Origin of the sequence: Actinoalloteichus caeruleus DSM 43889 (assembly GCF_000429185.2) — a bacterium.
GTDB classification, from domain to species: Bacteria; Actinomycetota; Actinomycetes; order Mycobacteriales; family Pseudonocardiaceae; genus Actinoalloteichus_B; species Actinoalloteichus_B caeruleus.
Window position 1 is genome coordinate 1606402 of the sequence record NZ_AUBJ02000001.1, and the last position, 15625, is coordinate 1622026.

The 15625-nt window shown below is 74.0% G+C and carries 16 protein-coding genes; 8 read left to right on the forward strand and 8 right to left on the reverse strand.

Features of this window, described 5'->3' with window-relative positions:
- Window positions 1-192: 192 nt before the first annotated feature.
- The 3 genes from G443_RS05440 to G443_RS05450 form a co-directional block, all read right to left on the reverse strand.
- Window positions 193-1113 carry an arginase family protein gene (locus G443_RS05440; RefSeq protein ID WP_026420222.1) on the reverse strand — a complete coding sequence of 307 codons (921 nt, stop codon included), beginning with the start codon at window positions 1111-1113 and terminating at the stop codon, window positions 193-195.
- 110 nt (window positions 1114-1223) lie between these two features.
- Complete coding sequence (locus G443_RS05445; RefSeq protein WP_026420221.1) at window positions 1224-1997, reverse strand: alpha/beta fold hydrolase; 774 nt, start codon at window positions 1995-1997, stop codon at window positions 1224-1226.
- Between the two features lie 584 nt (window positions 1998-2581).
- Entirely contained in the window at window positions 2582-3058 is a 477-nt protein-coding gene (locus tag G443_RS05450; RefSeq protein ID WP_026420220.1) for an Lrp/AsnC family transcriptional regulator, read from the reverse strand.
- Between the two features lie 107 nt (window positions 3059-3165).
- Between G443_RS05450 and G443_RS05455 the strand changes: the two genes are divergently transcribed.
- Window positions 3166-4512, forward strand: coding sequence for an aspartate aminotransferase family protein (locus G443_RS05455; RefSeq protein ID WP_026420219.1), 1347 nt, complete (start codon window positions 3166-3168; stop codon window positions 4510-4512).
- A 357-nt stretch (window positions 4513-4869) separates the two neighbouring features.
- Entirely contained in the window at window positions 4870-5649 is a 780-nt protein-coding gene (locus G443_RS05460) for an isocitrate lyase/PEP mutase family protein (RefSeq protein WP_026420218.1), read from the forward strand.
- 245 nt (window positions 5650-5894) lie between these two features.
- Here the strand turns inward: G443_RS05460 and G443_RS05465 are convergent, their stop codons facing one another.
- Both G443_RS05465 and G443_RS05470 read right to left on the reverse strand, forming a co-directional pair.
- Window positions 5895-6662: an ABC transporter permease gene (locus G443_RS05465; protein ID WP_026420217.1), complete on the reverse strand. Its 768-nt coding sequence runs from the start codon at window positions 6660-6662 to the stop codon at window positions 5895-5897.
- Window positions 6659-7612, reverse strand: a complete 954-nt coding sequence (locus G443_RS05470; RefSeq protein WP_051314280.1) for an ATP-binding cassette domain-containing protein — start codon at window positions 7610-7612, stop codon at window positions 6659-6661. Before G443_RS05470 ends, G443_RS05465 begins: the two co-directional genes overlap by 4 nt.
- A 60-nt stretch (window positions 7613-7672) precedes the next feature.
- On the opposite strand from G443_RS05470, the gene G443_RS05475 reads away from it, so the two are divergent.
- Window positions 7673-8410: a TetR/AcrR family transcriptional regulator gene (locus G443_RS05475; RefSeq protein WP_051314279.1), complete on the forward strand. Its 738-nt coding sequence runs from the start codon at window positions 7673-7675 to the stop codon at window positions 8408-8410.
- An 18-nt stretch (window positions 8411-8428) separates the two neighbouring features.
- On the opposite strand, the gene G443_RS05480 is transcribed toward G443_RS05475, so the two are convergent.
- Entirely contained in the window at window positions 8429-8971 is a 543-nt protein-coding gene (locus G443_RS05480) for a GNAT family N-acetyltransferase (RefSeq protein WP_245588929.1), read from the reverse strand.
- Window positions 8972-9526: 555 nt separating this feature from the next.
- On the opposite strand from G443_RS05480, the gene G443_RS05485 reads away from it, so the two are divergent.
- From G443_RS05485 to G443_RS05495, 3 genes are read left to right on the forward strand one after another with little or no spacing between them, the layout of a single operon-like run.
- A complete protein-coding gene (locus tag G443_RS05485; protein WP_026420215.1) occupies window positions 9527-10591 on the forward strand; it encodes a FecCD family ABC transporter permease in 1065 nt (354 codons plus the stop codon).
- Window positions 10588-11424, forward strand: coding sequence for a heme ABC transporter ATP-binding protein (locus tag G443_RS05490; RefSeq protein ID WP_026420214.1), 837 nt, complete (start codon window positions 10588-10590; stop codon window positions 11422-11424). Before G443_RS05485 ends, G443_RS05490 begins: the two co-directional genes overlap by 4 nt.
- Window positions 11421-12431, forward strand: a complete 1011-nt coding sequence (locus G443_RS05495; protein WP_026420213.1) for an ABC transporter substrate-binding protein — start codon at window positions 11421-11423, stop codon at window positions 12429-12431. Before G443_RS05490 ends, G443_RS05495 begins: the two co-directional genes overlap by 4 nt.
- A gap of 733 nt (window positions 12432-13164) precedes the next feature.
- Here the strand turns inward: G443_RS05495 and G443_RS05500 are convergent.
- Entirely contained in the window at window positions 13165-13821 is a 657-nt protein-coding gene (locus G443_RS05500) for a TetR/AcrR family transcriptional regulator (protein WP_026420212.1), read from the reverse strand.
- A 57-nt stretch (window positions 13822-13878) separates the two neighbouring features.
- On the opposite strand from G443_RS05500, the gene G443_RS05505 reads away from it, so the two are divergent.
- Both G443_RS05505 and G443_RS05510 read left to right on the forward strand, forming a co-directional pair.
- Window positions 13879-14616, forward strand: coding sequence for an SDR family NAD(P)-dependent oxidoreductase (locus G443_RS05505; protein ID WP_026420211.1), 738 nt, complete (start codon window positions 13879-13881; stop codon window positions 14614-14616).
- 46 nt (window positions 14617-14662) lie between these two features.
- Window positions 14663-14980 (forward strand): DMT family transporter, encoded by a 318-nt coding sequence (locus tag G443_RS05510; RefSeq protein ID WP_026420210.1) that lies wholly within the window; start codon window positions 14663-14665, stop codon window positions 14978-14980.
- A gap of 90 nt (window positions 14981-15070) precedes the next feature.
- On the opposite strand, the gene G443_RS05515 is transcribed toward G443_RS05510, so the two are convergent.
- A complete protein-coding gene (locus G443_RS05515; protein WP_026420209.1) occupies window positions 15071-15625 on the reverse strand; it encodes a CGNR zinc finger domain-containing protein in 555 nt (184 codons plus the stop codon).

A 15625-nucleotide genomic window follows, 5' to 3' on the forward strand; every position in this document is an offset into this window, starting at 1 on the left:
ATGGCCGGTACCCCGGGCGCGACAGGCGGTCGGGGTACCGGGGCATACCCCTGGCCCCGGTTCTCGCTCGTGACGTCGCCGCCACGCCGAGCGCGGCCCCGGCCCACCTCGAGATCCGGGCGGGCCACCGCCCCCGGGGCGGCACCGGTGGAACGGGTCAGCGGTCCCACCGGCCGCGGGGCGGAGACCCGTTCACCGCTCAGCCGGGGCGCGGCCCGCCTCGGCCAAGGCCGAGACGAGCAGGTCGGCCAGCAGCCGCCCGTGGCGGAAGTCGGGGTCGGGTTCGCGGTCCGGGTCGTAGATGGTCACGTCCACCCCGACCAGGCGGGGCGAGACGGCCAGGTGTCCCAGGGCGGCGACGAGCTGGTCGAAGGTCAGGCCGCCGGCTTCCGGGCTGTCGACGGCCGGCATGACGTCGGGGTCGAGGACGTCGGCGTCCACGTGGACCCAGAACCCGGCCAGCTCGGGGCCGTCCACTGTCCTCAGCGCCTCCTCCGCCGCCCCGACCGGGTCGGCCGCGACGCCCGTCGAGGTGATCACCCGCAGGCCGGCGTCCACCGCGTCCGCGAGGTACTCGTCGTCGGGGCGCACGCCGAGCGCCACGGTGTCGGCGGGGCGGACGTAGGGGCGGGTGCCGCCCAACTCCGCCAACATCCCGCCACGCCCGGTGGTCAACGCCAGGCTCTCGCCGCCCGCGGCGCCGACGGCGTCGCTGTTGCCGGGGTGCCGGTAGTCGAGGCCGTCGAAGGACACCAGGCCGAACCGGCCGCGCCCACGCAGGTGCGCGCCGATCCCCACGAGGATGGAGCAGTCACCGCCGAGCACCAGCGGGAGTTCGCCCCGGTCCGCGATCCGGTCGAGCCTGGCGGCGAGCCGCAGCGAGTGCTCGGCGATCGCAGCCTCGTTGCGCACGGTGCCGGGTGTCCAGTCCGGGCGGTAGCGCCCGGGGGTGACCACGCCGGCGTCCACGGCGTCGAGCGCGGTCACCAGCCCCGCGTCCCGCAGCACCCCGGGTGCCTTGCCGCAGCCGGGCACCACGCCGTCCTCCGGAGGTCGCAGCCCGAGGTTGGAGGGTGCGTCGAGCACCGCGATGGTTCGAACACGTCCTGCCATGTCATTCCTCCATTCGGCGCCCGGCACACCGCCGGGTCGGTCGTCGGTCACGCCCTGCCCGCGGCGCCACGGATCGCGCTCGGCCAGAGCGGGGTTCGTCGGCGCTCCGCTCAGTCCCGGGGTTCCGGGCCGGGTGGGTGCCCGCCGTCGGTGGGGATGCCGAAGGTCTCGCGGATCACGGTGGCGAGGACCGCCGGTCGGGTGAAGGGAATGTCGTGCCCCGCGCCCTCGACGGTGCGCGGGCCGTCGCCCTGGACCTGGTCGGCCGTGAGCCGGGCGGATTCCCGCATGAGCCGGCGTTCCTTCTCCCCCACCAGCACCGCGACGGGGGTGGACACCGTGGACCAGGCGGAGGGGAGGGTGAAGCGGATGTTCTCGCCGACGCTCGCCACCAGCGTCTCCCTGGTCGTCGCGGCGCTGTCCCGGACGTAGTCGGGCATCAGGTCGGCGGGGATGGCGAGCTGCCTGGCCTGGGCTCGGGCGAACCACGCCCGCCGGGCCAACGGGGCGGTCGCCGACACCAGCGCCAGCGTGGTCCCGGGCAGCGGGGCGGGTGTGGTCTCCGCGCTGACGACGACGGTGCCGAGCACGAGGTCGGGGTGGTGCGAGGCGAGCAGGATGGCCAGCTGGGCGCCGAGCGAGAACCCCACGACGTGGGCCCCCCGGGGCGCGGTGCGCCTGATCAGGTCCGCCAGTTCGGCGACGGTCTCCTGGTGGGAGACGTAGGGGCGGTGGGCGCTGCGGCCGAATCCGGGCAGGTCAGGGACGATCGCGGTGAGGTCCCGCCCGAGGTGTTCGAGTAGCGGTCGCCACATCCAACCGCTGACGCCCGCGCCGTGTAACAGCAGGACCGGGTCTCCGCTACCGAACGTGTCGCTGTGCATGGTGTCGTCCTTCGTGGCCGGGTCGGCCGTGGGAGTGGCACCACCCGCGTCAGGCGGGGGTGGATGGCCGGGCGCGGGTGGTGGGGCTGGTCGCCGTCACGTCGGCCCGGCGGGTGGAGGGCCGTCTGGGGAGCGCGCCACGTGGGGAGGCGAGAGGGCGTCGGGCGGTCCGCTCCGCTCCTCGATCCGTGATGTCCGGGGCCGCGGCGTGCTGCCAGGCGGTCGGCGCGCCGGGGAGGACCAGGGGTACGCACGCTGCGACGAACCTCCGCGTCCCGACCCGTCGTGACGACCGGAGTCTATCGGCGACCGCAGGTCCGATCGGCGTTTTCCACGAACTTGACGGAGCACAGTGGACGTCGGAGCGTTCCGCCGGGACGGCCGGGTGCGGCGCAAGGCGGCACCCGGTACCCAGGCGCACCCGCTCGGGCGGTGGCCGACGGGCGCCGTCGTGTCCGAGGGGCCGCGCCGGCGGCGCAGCACCGGCAACGGCCCGTCGGACGACTCCGTTCACCCGAGGTCAGCGCGCCGCCGCCGGGGCGGGCGGCACGCGGTGCCAGGGAAGGCCGGGTGGCCGCACCCGGTCACGTGCCCGCCGGCCCCGCTCCACCTCGCCCGCCGGGCACGTCGGCCTTGATCGTCTTCATCGGGAATCGGGACTGGAGCTTCGCCAGCCCGGGGACGGCCATCAGGCGCTGGGTCAGGAACCGCTCGTAGGTCGCGAGGTCCGCCACCGCGACGACCGCGTGGTAGTCGGGCGCACCGAACATCCGGCGTGCCTCCACCACCTCGTCGAAGGACACCAGCGCGGCCTCGAACCGTTCGAGGGTGGCGCGGGCCTGGTCGGTGAGTTCGAGGTCGACCAGGACCTCGAAGGCCCGGTCCAGGGCGTGGGGGGCGATGCGGGCGTGGTAACCGAGGATGACGCCCTCGTCCTCCAGCCGCCTGACCCGGCGCAGGCACGGCGAGGGGGTGAGCCCGACGCGGTCGGCGATCTCGGTGTTGGCGAGACGGCAGTCCCGGCGCAGGTGGTCGATGATGGCGCGGTCGGTGCGATCCACGCACTGAGTGTGCCCCGATACCCCCGTTCACGGGCAACATCCGCAATCGGCTGCCGCCACGTCTGTCCTAGCCTGGCCACAAGCGCCGCCAGGAGAAGGGGCAGGACATGGGCATGACCACCGACCCTCAGACGACCGCGCGGGCCGCCGAGTCGGTTGACGAGTTCTGGGCGACGGCTCGTCGCCACCTGATCCGCTACGCCCACAACGACTTCGTGCCCGCCATCATCGAGCGGGCGGCGGGATCCGAGGTCTTCGACTCGGAGGGCCGCGCCATCCTGGACTTCACCTCCGGGCAGATGAGCGCGCTGCTCGGCCACTGCCACCCGGCGATCGTCGAGTGCGTCAGCCGGTCGGTCTCCAGGTTGGACCACCTGTTCAGCTGGATGCTCAGCCGCCCGGTGGTGGACCTGGCCGCCGCCCTCGCGAACACCCTGCCGTCCGGGTTGGACAGGGTGATGCTGCTCAGCACCGGCGGCGAGTCGAACGAGGCGGCCATCCGGATGGCCAAGCTCCACACCGGCGGCCACGAGGTCGTCTCCTTCGACCAGTCCTACCACGGGGTCACGCACGCGGCCGGCGCCGCGACCTACGGGATCTCCCGGCGTGGTTACGGTCCGGTGGCCCCCGGCAACCTCGTGATCCCCACGCCGAACGCCTACCGGCCGCTGTTCGAGCGGGACGGGCGGCACGACTGGCGGACCGAACTCGACCACGCCTTCGCGATGGTGGACCGCCAGTCGGTGGGCAGCCTGGCGGCCTTCATCGCCGAACCGATCCTGAGCACGGGAGGGGTGATCGAGCTGCCCCCGGGGTACCTCACCGCGCTCAAGCGCAAGTGCGAGGAACGCGGGATGCTGCTGATCCTCGACGAGGCGCAGACCGGTCTGTGCCGCACCGGTGACTGGTACGCCTTCCAGCACGAGGGCGTCGCCCCGGACATCCTCACCCTGTCCAAGACGCTCGGCGCCGGGCTGCCGCTGGCGGCGGTCATCACCAGCGACGAGATCGAGTCCACCTGCCACGACCGGGGCTTCTACTTCGGCACCACCCACGTCTCCGATCCGCTGGCGGCGGCGGTCGGTCTCACGGTCGTCACCGTCCTCCAGGAGAACGCCTTCGACCGGACCGCGCGCCAGCTGGGCGACCGGCTGCGCCGTGGGCTGCTCGAGATCCAGTCCCGGCACGAGCAGGTCGGCGACGTGCGGGGCCGTGGCCTGCTCCAGGGCATCGAACTCGTCACCGACCGCGAGAGCAGGACCCCGGCGCACGACTTCGGCGGTGCCGTCACACAGGCCTGTTTCGAGCTGGGCCTGCACCTCAACATCGTCCAGTTCCCCGGGAGCAGCAGCATCTTCCGGATGGCCCCGCCGCTGACCACCACGGACGCCGAACTGGACCGGGGACTGGACATCCTGGACCAGGCGCTGACGACCGTCGCCGGACGGGGCTGAGGGGCGGACGACGTCCGAGCCCGGGCGGGACGTCGGGTCGCACCGTGGTGGCGCCAGCCCCCGCCAGGACCTCGGAGGTCCTGGCCGGCCCGGGTGGCGGTGACCGATCGGGCGGAGCCGGGCCGGTGGCACCAGGGCTGGTGCCGCTCCGGGGGCTCCCCGGGCTGGGCGATGGTGTCCCACCGGCACCGGGGAGCGGGCCGCGGTGCCCCGGTGGGAGCGGACCGGCGGCCACCGGGAGTCCCCGCGGGGGCGGAGCGCGGGGCGCCGGCCGCGTTCGCCGCCGAGTCGGCCCGCCTGGTGGGCGGGCATCGACTGGAGTACCGGCAGCCGCCGTCCGCCGCTAGGTTGATCGGCATGACCTCAACGGCGGAGAAGGCCACCCTGCTCCAGGAGCTGCACGCGGCACCGGAGCCGCTGCTCGTCGTCAACGTGTGGGATGCGATCACGGCGAAGGTCGTCGCCGAGATCCCGGGAACACGGGCGCTGGCCACCGCGAGCCACGGCATCGCCGCCTCGCGCGGCTACCCCGACGGGGAACGCATCCCGCGCGACGAGATGATCGCCGAGGTGGCGCTGATCGTGCGCGCGGCGGGTGACCTACCCGTGACCGCCGACCTCGAGGCCGGCTACGGCGACCCGGGTGGCACGATCGCCCGCGCGATCGAGGTGGGGGCCGTCGGCGCCAACCTCGAGGACCAGATGAAGCCGTTGGCGGAGTCGGTGGGGGCGGTCGAGGCCGCGGTGGCCGCCGCCGAGGCCGCCGGGGTCGACTTCGTGCTCAACGCGCGCACCGACGCGTTCCTCAAGGCTGGGGACCGCGATCCCGAGGAGGTGCTCGCGGACGCGATCGCCCGGGGCCGGGCCTACCTCGACGCCGGCGCGTCGAACGTCTTCGTGCCGGGGAGGCTCGACGTCGACCAGGTCACCCGGCTGGTGTCCGAGCTGGGCGAGCGCAAGGTCAACCTGATCGGCGTTCCCGGTTCGATCTCGCTGGAGGTGGCGCGGGAACTCGGGGTCAGCCGGGTGTCCTACGGACCGTGGAGCCAGAACGTCGCCCTGACCGCGCTGGCCGAGCTCGTCGAGGACGTCCACGCCGGTGGTGGGCTGCCGGCGGGCACCCGCACGTTGAACTGACCGACCGGCTGGGACACCCCGCCAGCCCCGGCGGCGGCCACTCCCCCGAGAGCCGCACCACCGGGTGGCGGGGTCCGGGCACCCGTTCGACGCGGATCGATGAGGAGAGGTCCGCCGCGTGGGGAAGGGCGGCCGCCGTGGCGACCGCCCTCCGTGGGACGCCTGGCCCGCTCCGGCGCGCACGGGAGGTCAGGCCTGGCGCCCCCGCCGGGGTGCGCACGGGACGCCGAACCGGTCGCGAGTGCTCAGCTCCGGGCGGCGCGGTCGAACAGGCGTGCCGTGAGCAACGTCGCCCCGACGCCCAGGCCCACGAGCCAGAGCAGCGAGTGGGTGAGGGTGGTCGAGTCCGGAGCGCTGGTGGCGAGCCCGCGCAGCGCCTCGATGACGAGGGTGACGGGCTGGTGCTCGGCGAAGCCGCGCAGGAACCCGGGCAGGTTGTCGGCCGGCATGAACGCGGTGGACAGGTAGGGCAGGAACAGCGCGATGAAGCTGAACATGCCCGCCGACTCCACGGACTTCGACGCCAGCCCCCAGGCGGCGGCGATCAGCGTGAACACGAGGACGTAGGCCGCGAGCAGACCCACGATGCCCAGCCACTCCAGCGGGGTGGCGGTCGGCCGGAAACCCATGGCGACCGCGACGAGCAGCACGATCACGATGGAGGCCAGGTTGCGCAGCACGCTGGCGAGGACGTGTCCGAAGATGACGCCGGACGCCCGGACCGGCATGGTGCGCAGCCGCTGGACGAAGCCCTTGGAGACGTCGGTGTGGATGGACGTCGCGGTCAGGGCGGCACCGAAACCGGCGCACAACAACATCACGCCCGGGGTCACGTAGTCGGCGTAGGAGCCGCCCACGGTGGAGTCCAGGGCGGAACCGAACACGGTGACGAACAGCAGCATGATCGCCACCGGTGCGACGACGGCGGTGACCAGGCTGTCGAGGTTGCGTAGCGAGTGGGTGATGCTGCGCTTGGCGAAGACCAGCTCGGCGGGGAGCGTGGCGGTGCTCATCGGGCGGGTTCCTTGTCGGTCGGTGCCGTCGCGGTGCTGTGGCCGGTCAGGGCGAGGAAGGCGTCGTCGAGGGTGGGGTTCTGGACGGTGAGGGTGCGGACGTGGCGCCCCTCGGAGTGCAGGCGGTTGAGCAGGAGGCGGACCCGCTCGGGGTTGCCGTCGGTGACGGACCGGATGACGGCCCCGTCGTCGAGGACGAGTTCGACGGTCTCCCGCCCGACCCGCTTCTTGAGCTCCGCCGCCGTGCCCGAGGCGACGATCGCCCCGCCGTCGAGCACGGCGATGCGGTCGGCGAGGACGTCGGCCTCCTCCAGGTACTGGGTGGTGAGGATGATGGTCCGCCCGCCGCGCGCGAGCCGGGTGACCACGTTCCACAGCGCCGCCCGGCTCCGGGTGTCCATCCCGGTGGTCGGTTCGTCGAGGAAGATCAGCGGCGGGGAGGCGACCAGGCTGGCCGCCAGGTCCAGGCGGCGGCGCATCCCTCCCGAGTAGTGGCCGACGCGGCGGTGGGCCGCCGCGGTGAGGTCGAACTCCTCGAGGAGCTCGTCCGCGCGTCGGAGCGCCTCGGACTTCCCGAGCCGGAGCAGGCGCCCGACCATCACCAGGTTCTCCCGGCCGGTCAGCTCCTCGTCGACCGACGCGTACTGCCCGGTGACGCTGATGAGTTCGCGCACCCTGGCCCGATCGCGGACGACGTCGTGCCCGAGGAGCCGGGCGGTCCCCCCGTCGGCCCGGACCAGGGTGGTGAGGATGCGGATCAGGGTGGTCTTGCCGGCGCCGTTGGGGCCCAGGAGTGCGAGGACCCGCCCCTCCGGGACGTCGAAGGTCACGTCCCGGAGGACCTCGCGGTCGCCGTAGCGCTTGCGGATCCCGGAGACCGCGAGAGCCGACTTGTCGGCGGTCGGGCGATCTACGAATGGTGGTGTGAGCTGGGGTGATGACCTCGTCATGCGTACAGCGTAACAGTTACGCAGTATGAATGCGCAAGGGTTACGCAGTAGGATGGCCGCATGGCGAACGAGCACGAGGGGAACCTGGCTCCCCCTCAGGTCCCCCGAGCGGTTCTGCTGGCCTGGGGCCGGTCACCCGCCACCACGAAGGGGCCCCGGCCGAGGTGGACGCTCGAGCAGCTGCTGGCGGCGGCCGTCCGGCTCGGCGACGAGCAGGGCATCGACGCCATCACCATGAGCGGGCTCGCCAAGGCACTCGGCAGCGGGACCATGTCCCTGTACCGGTACGTGGAGTCGCGGGAGGACCTGGTGATCCTCGCGGCCGACCACGCCCTCGGCCCGGGTGGCGCCCCCGAGGGCGCGGGCTGGCGGGACCGACTTCGCGCCTGGGTCCGCGACCTGCGCGAGGCCTACGAACGGCACCCGTGGCTGACCGCGATCCCCGTCGGGACGGAACCGCTGCTGCCGTCCTACCTGCACCGCCTGGAGTCGGGACTGGCGTGCCTGGAACCCACCGGGATCTCCGGCGAGCGCGCGGTGACCGTGCTGACCATGCTGTGGACCTACACCCGGGGTGAGGTGGAGCAGTCCGCCCAACTCGCCACCCTCGCGGAGGAGGCGGCCACGGGCGTCAACGAGGTCCTCGCCGCGCGCCTGCGCGCCCTCACCGGCGACGCGTTGCCCAGGGTGCTGGCCACCCTCGAACAGGAGGCGGCATCGACAGCGAGCGACCACGACGAGTTCGACGCCGCGATCTCCATCGTCCTCGACGGGCTGACACCCCCCACCGAGAGGTAGCGGCCCCGCGAGGGGGTGTCAGCCCGAGCCGGCGGAACCCCCGGCGGGCCGCTCGTAGCGGATCTCCAGGCCGTCCTCGTCGTCCCACTGCTCCCCCACCCGCGTGAAGTGGAACCGCGTCGCGAGATGGGTGGAGACCAGGTTGTCCGGGCTGATGCTCAGCCGCACCGTGCGCACCCCCGGTTCGGTGGCCGCGCGGTCCAGCAGGACCTCGAGCGCGGCCGCCGCGTAGCCCTGGCGGCGGTGAGCCGGCTCGACCGCGTAGCCGATCTCCACCATGCCGGACTCGTCGGGAGGTCCGTGGTACCCGGCCCGGCCCACGGCCAGCCGTCGTCGTTCGTCCCAGATGAGCCCGGTGACCCATGCCGCGCTCGCCGGCTCCCGGGCGACCCGCTCGGCACGGCGGCGCCACACGCCCCGCCAGGCCGGCCCCGCGAAGTAGGGGGAGACGGGCACGGGAGCGATGGCGTTCGCGCCGTCGAGGTCGCCGGCGGCGAGCGCGCGGAACACCGGGCCGGACAGGTGCACGATCCGCACCCGCCGGAGGAGGTGGGCGGTCACGGACGTGAGGCTCCCAGACGCGCCGGTCCCGGGGCCACCGGTTTACCGCCTCGCACTCGGAGCCGCGGACCGTCCCGGCCGCGCGGTCCACCTCCTACCCACCGGCTACCGCCGTCGACGTCCCGGCCTCCCTGGCGCGGGACGGGGCCGGCCGCCGAGACCCGAGGTGGCAGCCACCAGCGGGTCCACCCGCCACCGTTCACCCCTCTCGTCACGCGCGGCGGTTCCTCGCCCGGGCGACGGCCCGGATCAGGGGGCGGTCGGGGCGCGAGTCCGGTTCGGCCGGTGCGGTCCTCCCGACCACGCACGGAGATGACCGCGTGCGCGGCGGGTGGCCGCCTGGCACCACCCTCCCGCGCGGAGTCGTCCGGTCGCGGACCGAGACCCTCGGCTGGCGCGCGACACGCGGCGCCTCCGGGACGCCGAGGGAACCGAGCGCGGGAGCTGCGTCGCGGCTCACGTTCCGTTGACAGCGCGCGCCGCCGACGACATACGATCCGGTCGACAATGATTTTCATTTCTTCTGGGCCGGTTCGGTCCCGCTAGGTGAGCCCTGTGAAGACCTCCGTTGCCGCGTCCCCGGCTCGGCGCGCGCGGCGCGGCCCCCCGCGTGCCGCCATCGTCCTGACCGGACTGACGGCCCTGCTGCTGGTCGTCGTGGTCGCGGCGGTGTCGCTCGGCCCGATCCCGGTGCCTCCTCGGGACACCGTGCTGGTGCTGCTGCACCGGCTGGGCGTGGTGGCATCGGCGGGCCAGTACGAGCTGGTCGTGGAGACCATCCGACTCCCCCGGGTGCTGGTGGCACTGGTGGTCGGGGCGGCGCTCGCCGTGGCCGGGACCGTCATGCAGGCCCTGTTCCGCAACCCCCTCGCGGATCCCGGTGTCACCGGGGTCTCCAGCGGCGCGGCCGCCGCCTCCGTGCTGGTCCTGGCCACCGGGGCCACGGTCCTGGGCCGTTGGGTGCTGCCGGCGGCGGCGTTCGTGGGCGCGCTGGCGGCGTTGGTCGTCGTGCACCTGGTCGCGGCCGCGCGGCGCGACCGGTCGGCCTCGACCCTCCTGCTCATCGGGATCGCGCTCAACGCGCTGCTCGGCGCGGTCATCAGCGCGGTGCTGGCGAACGTGCCGGACGACCGGGACGTGCGGGGCATCGTCTTCTGGCTCAACGGTGATCTGGTCGCGCGCACCTGGGAGCACGTGGCGCTGGCGCTCCCACCCGTCTGCGTGGGCGTCGTCGGCGTCCTGCTCCTCTCCCGCGACCTCAACATGCTGCTCCTCGGTGAGAGCGCGGCCCGGTCCTCCGGAGTGGACGTGCTCCGCACCCGCCGCCTGCTGCTCACCCTGGCCGCCCTGATCACGGGGAGCGCGGTCGCGGTGGCGGGAGCGATCGGCTTCGTCGGCCTCGTCGTGCCCCACGTCATCCGCCTGGTGGTGGGGCCCGATCACCGGCTGCTGCTCCCCGCCGCCGCGCTGTTCGGCGGGTCCTTCCTCGTCCTCGCCGACCTCGGCGCCCGGATGCTCCTCAGCCCGGTCGTGCTCCAGACCGGGACGCTCACCGCGTTGATCGGCGCGCCCGTCTTCCTCCTGCTGGTCCTCCGGCGGGGACGGCGAGGTGCGCGGTGACCGGTCCCCCTCCCCGCCACGGAGCCCCGGACGACCTGCCGCTGGTCGCGGAGGAGGTGAGCGTGGTCATCGACGGTCGTCCGGTGCTCGTCGACGTCACCGTGCGCGTGCGAACCGGCGAGGTGATGGCGCTGGTCGGTCCCAACGGAGCCGGCAAGAGCACGCTGCTCTCCGTCCTCGCGGGCCTCCGGCGGCCGGAGGGCGGGGACGTCCGGCTCGACGGGACCCCGACGCGGTCGCTGCGTCCCCGGGTCCTGGCGCGCTCCCTGGCCCACGTGCCCCAGGACACCGCACTGGACTTCGAGTTCACCTCCCGGCAGGTCGTGCTGTTGGGCAGGCACCCCCACCTCCGCCGGTTCGCCCCGGTGGGCCCGGAGGACGAGCGGATCGCGGACCAGGCGTTGCGCGACGCGGGAGCCGACCGCTGGTCCGACCAGGAGGTGACGACGCTCTCCGGCGGCGAGCGGCAACTCGTGCACATCGCGAAGGCGCTCGCGCAGGAACCCCGGGTGCTGTTGCTCGACGAGCCGGTCGCCGCCCTCGACCTCCGCCACCAGCTCCACGTGCTGCGCCTGCTCCGCGAACTGGCCCGACGCGGAACCGCCGTCGTGGCCGTGCTGCACGACCTCAACCAGGCCGCCCGGTTCTGCGACCGGGTGGCGCTGCTCCACCAGGGCGGTCTGCTCGCCGACGGCCCCCCGGAACTGACGCTCACGAGGGAGAACATCGCCGTCGCCTACGGAGTGCGGGTGGTGGTCCGCCACGACCCCGACACCCGGAGCCCACGCGTGGTCCCCCTGGACATCGACGAAGGATCAGGAGACACCCGATGACCAACCCGGTACGCCGAGGCTCACTCCTCGGCACCACGTCGCTGGCGGTGGTGCTGCTCGCCGGCTGCGCGACCACCCCGGCGGACGAACCCGTGCCCGCGCCGTCCTCCGCGCCGCCCGGTGCCGCCGCCTCCTACCCGCGCACCGTCGGAGGCGGCGGTCAGGGCGAGCCGGTCACGATCCCCTCGGAACCGACCCGGATCGCCGCCCTGTCACCGGACGCCGCCGAGGCCGCGCTGGCGCTGGTGGGGGCGGAGCGGCTGGTGGCGGTGCCGGCGAGCGTGACCGGCGCCCACCTCGGCAACCACGTCGAGGATGCGGCGGCGGTGTCGGAGCACCTGCCGCCGGGGACCAACCCGGACCCCGAGCTGGTGCTGTCCCTGAACCCGGACCTGGTCCTGGTCACCCCCCGCCACGACGGCGAGCAGGACGCGCTGTCCCTGCTCGACGAGAGCGGCGTCCCCGTTCTCGCGCTGGAGCACTGGGACGACCTCGACGAGGTCGCGGGGAACCTGACGCTGTTGGGTGAGGCGCTCGGGGTCGAGGACCGCGCCGAGAGCCTCGTGGCGGACATGGCCAGTCGGCGCGACGCGGTGCGCGATGCCGTCGACGGCGTCGATCGCCCCTCCGTGCTCGTCCTGAGCAACCAGGCCGGCGTGCCGTTCGTCCTCGGCCCCGATTCCTTCACCACCGGCCTGGTCGAGCTGGCGGGCGGTGCCTCGGCGGCCGAACGGGCCGGCGTGCGCCGCACCGGTCCCGTCGACCCGGAGGTCGTCGTCGGTGCCGCGCCCGACGCGGTCGTGCTGGTCGACGTGACCGGCGCGGGTCGCGAGTCCTTCGACAGCCTGCTCGCCCACCCGGCCGTCGCCGACCTCCCCTCAGTGGCCGAGGACCGGGTGCTGCTCCTCCCCGCCGCCTCCGCCTTCGCCTCGGGCGGCGCGCACACCCTGGACGGGTTGGAGGAACTGGCCGGCTGGCTGCACCCGGAACGGTTCGACGGGCGGTGACCGGACCCGCTGGGGCGGAGTGCCCTCCGCCCGGCCGGTACCGGCGCGGCGGCACCAGGCGGCCGCGGGCTCAGGGGCGGGGCGCCGCCGCTCCCCGAGCCGGACGGACGGTCCCAGCGTGGGGTGATCCGCCGAGGTCCCCGGCCCGGGGTGGCAGTCGGGGGCCCGCCTCGCCAGCGGCACGCCTGACGGCCCCGGGCGGACACGGAAGTGGCCTGGCCGGCACTGGTCCACCGCGCACCGGGCTCCCCGGTGCGCGGGACTGGTCCGGCTGGGCTCACCGTGCCCCCGCTCCTCAACCCTGCTCGTCACGTGGGTGGACGACCAGGTCGGGGCGCCGCCGCGCGCCGCGTCCCCTCCACCTCCGGGGGTCCGGAGCGGACACCGGTACGGGCGTCTCGCCCGGACCCACCGCGCCGGACCTCCCGACCGGGACCGAGCCTGCCCGCCATCTCGTCCTTCTCCCGTCCCTCCCGCCTCCGGTCCACGGTCCGCCTCATCCGGTGGACGCGCGCGACCCGGTCCGGGCGGAGGATCCCCGCGCCGCCGCGTGTTTCCCGGCGCGCTCGTCGATGTGACGCCGACTTCCCCCGGAGGTCACCCACGGGTGCGCGAGCCCCCCGCGCGGATCGTCGACCGTCCAGGACCGACGCCCTCGGGACACCGCCAGGAGACCCGCGCGAACTCGGGTCTCCCCTGTCCAGCGCCGGATCCCGATCGGCGGCGAGGCCTCTCACCCGCCGCGCGCGGTGTCGACGAGGTGGTCCCAGGAGGCGAGGGTGATGTCCACGACTCCGTCGAGTTCGGCGAGGGTGGCGCCGTCGCGCGCCTGGATCGACAGGCCGAAGAGCACGGACATCAGGAACGAGGCGAGCCGGTCGACGTCGACCGAGCCGGGCAGGCCGCCGTCGGCCCTCGCGGCGCGAAGACGGGCGCGCAGCCGGTCCCGGTCCTGTTCGCGCAGGGAACGCAGCAGGTCGCGGAGGCCCTCGCTCTCCGGGGAGTAGGAGATCGCGGAGAGGACGACCAGGCATCCGTGCGGGGTCTCGGGGTCGACGTAGGCCCTGGCGTTGTCACGTAGCAGCGCCTCGACCGCGTCCCGCACCGGACCGGGCCTCTCCAGGGCGAGCGTGGTGGTCGAGCGGTCGGGCGAGTTGTAGAACTCGACGGCCTCGCGGAACAACTTCTCCTTCGACCCGAACGCGCCGTACAGGCTCGGGGGGTTCATCCGCATCGCCTGAACGAGATCGGTCAGGCGAGTGCCCTCGTAGCCGCGCTCCCAGAACACCTCCATCGCCTGGCGGAGCGCCGTCTCCCGGTCGAAGGCGCGGGGCCGCCCCCGCCGCCGGGGCTGGCCGGTGGCGTCGGTGGCGCGGTGCGTGCTGGACATGCCCCCAGTGTATATTTTTAATGTTCACTACAAAATTAACACCACTGGGAGAACCTGATGCCGCAACGGAACAAGGTCGCGCTGGTCACCGGAGGGAGCAGGGGGATCGGCGCCGCGATCGCCCGACGCCTCGCCGAGGACGGGGCGGACATCGCGATCACCTACCTGTCGTCGGAGGCAGCGGCCGACGGTGTGATCCGCGAGATCCGCGCCCTCGGCCGCCGCGCCACGGCGATCGCCCTCGACAGCGCGGCGCCCACGGCGGCGGTGACCGCCGTCGACGCGGTGTTCGAGGAGTTCGGACGGCTCGACATCCTCGTCAACAGCGCGGGCACCTTCCCGAACGGTCCGCTGCCCCAGGTGACCGGGAACGAGGTCGACGCGGCCCTCGCCCTCCACGTCAGGGCGCCGTTCCTCTTCAGCCAGGCGGCCGCGCGCGTGATGGGCCCCGGGGGCCGGATCATCACCGTGGGAAGCTCCTTCGCCAACCGCACCCCCTACCCCGGGGTCACCCTCTACTCCATGACCAAGGCCGCCGTCGAGGGCATGACCCGGGGGCTCGCCCGGGACCTGGGCGACCGGGGCATCACCGTGACCGCGGTGCACCCGGGCAACATCGACACGGACATGAACCCGGCCTCGGCTCCCGAGGCCGCCGAGGAGCTCCCCGCCATCCCACTGGGCCGCTACGGCGAGCCTCGGGACATCGCCGCCGCCGTCTCCTACCTCGCCGGGGACTCCGGTCGCTACGTCACCGGCACCGCCCTCACCGTGGACGGCGGTTACAACGCATGACCGGCGGGTTCTCCACCGGGGAGCGACGACGATCGGAGGCGACGTGATCTCATGGTTGCTCCTCGTCGCGGCCGGGCTCCTGGAGATCGGCTGGGCCAGCGCCATCAAGGAGTCCCACGGGTTCACCCGGTTCTGGCCCAGCGTCCTAGGGATCGGCGGAGCACTCGCCAGCTTCGCACTCCTCACCCTCGCGGTCAGGGACCTGCCCCTCGGGACCGCCTACGCGGTGTGGGTCGGCATCGGCGCCGTCGGCGTGGCGGTGGCGGGCGTCGTCTGGTTCGGTGACACCCTCAGCCCGGGCCGGGTGCTCTTCCTCGGCCTGATCGTGGTGGGCGTCGCCGGGCTGAAGTTCCTCGAGAGCTGACCGCCGCGCGAGATGATCCCCCGACCCGTGTGCCGAACGACGCCCGGGGAACCCCGCACCCGGTCCACCGGCCGCGCCTCGTCCCGGGGGTCACGAGCGGCGCTGGCGGTGGGCTCGGACCCGTTCGCGGGTCTGGCAGCGGGTCGAGCAGTAGACCCGGTGCCCACGGCGCGAGGTGTCGAGGTAGACGTCCGCGCACCGCTCGGCGGCGCACAGGCCGGCCGACCGGGTCGCCGGGTCGGTGAGCGCGTCGAGGACGGTGGCGAGCATCGCGGCCAGCAGCGGAGGCGCGTCCGCCGCCGCTCGCCACCCCAACCGGGGCGGGGCCCCCCGGCTGTCGAGACGCGGGACGAGCCCGACGCGGTCAACGAGGGCATCGACGACCGCGTCGCGTGCCTCGCCCGGCTCAGCGGCGAAGACGGCGTGGATCTCCTCCGCGGCGGAGCTGATCTCCTCGTCCGCCAGGCGGCTCCCCCCGGGCCAGGTCTCGTGCAGCCGCATCCGGTACGGGGAGTCCGGGGCGGGGTGACCGCCCCAGGGTCGGGCGGACGCCTGGCGCGGGGTGACCGCCCACTCGTTGACGAGCTCGACCGCCACCCCGACCGGCAGTGGCGGCACGGGCAGCCACGAGCGTGGTCCGGTCAT

Coding starts and splice junctions, on each gene's coding strand:
- G443_RS05465 (WP_026420217.1), bottom strand. CDS start 6,662: ATGAGCACCGCCACGCTCCCCGCCGAGCTGGTCTTCGCCAAGCGCAGC.
- G443_RS05470 (WP_051314280.1), bottom strand. CDS start 7,612: ATGACGAGGTCATCACCCCAGCTCACACCACCATTCGTAGATCGCCCG.
- G443_RS05440 (WP_026420222.1), bottom strand. CDS start 1,113: ATGGCAGGACGTGTTCGAACCATCGCGGTGCTCGACGCACCCTCCAAC.
- G443_RS05515 (WP_026420209.1), bottom strand. CDS start 15,625: ATGACCGGACCACGCTCGTGGCTGCCCGTGCCGCCACTGCCGGTCGGG.
- G443_RS05460 (WP_026420218.1), top strand. CDS start 4,870: ATGACCTCAACGGCGGAGAAGGCCACCCTGCTCCAGGAGCTGCACGCG.
- G443_RS05500 (WP_026420212.1), bottom strand. CDS start 13,821: ATGTCCAGCACGCACCGCGCCACCGACGCCACCGGCCAGCCCCGGCGG.
- G443_RS05505 (WP_026420211.1), top strand. CDS start 13,879: ATGCCGCAACGGAACAAGGTCGCGCTGGTCACCGGAGGGAGCAGGGGG.
- G443_RS05445 (WP_026420221.1), bottom strand. CDS start 1,997: ATGCACAGCGACACGTTCGGTAGCGGAGACCCGGTCCTGCTGTTACAC.
- G443_RS05495 (WP_026420213.1), top strand. CDS start 11,421: ATGACCAACCCGGTACGCCGAGGCTCACTCCTCGGCACCACGTCGCTG.
- G443_RS05475 (WP_051314279.1), top strand. CDS start 7,673: ATGGCGAACGAGCACGAGGGGAACCTGGCTCCCCCTCAGGTCCCCCGA.
- G443_RS05455 (WP_026420219.1), top strand. CDS start 3,166: ATGGGCATGACCACCGACCCTCAGACGACCGCGCGGGCCGCCGAGTCG.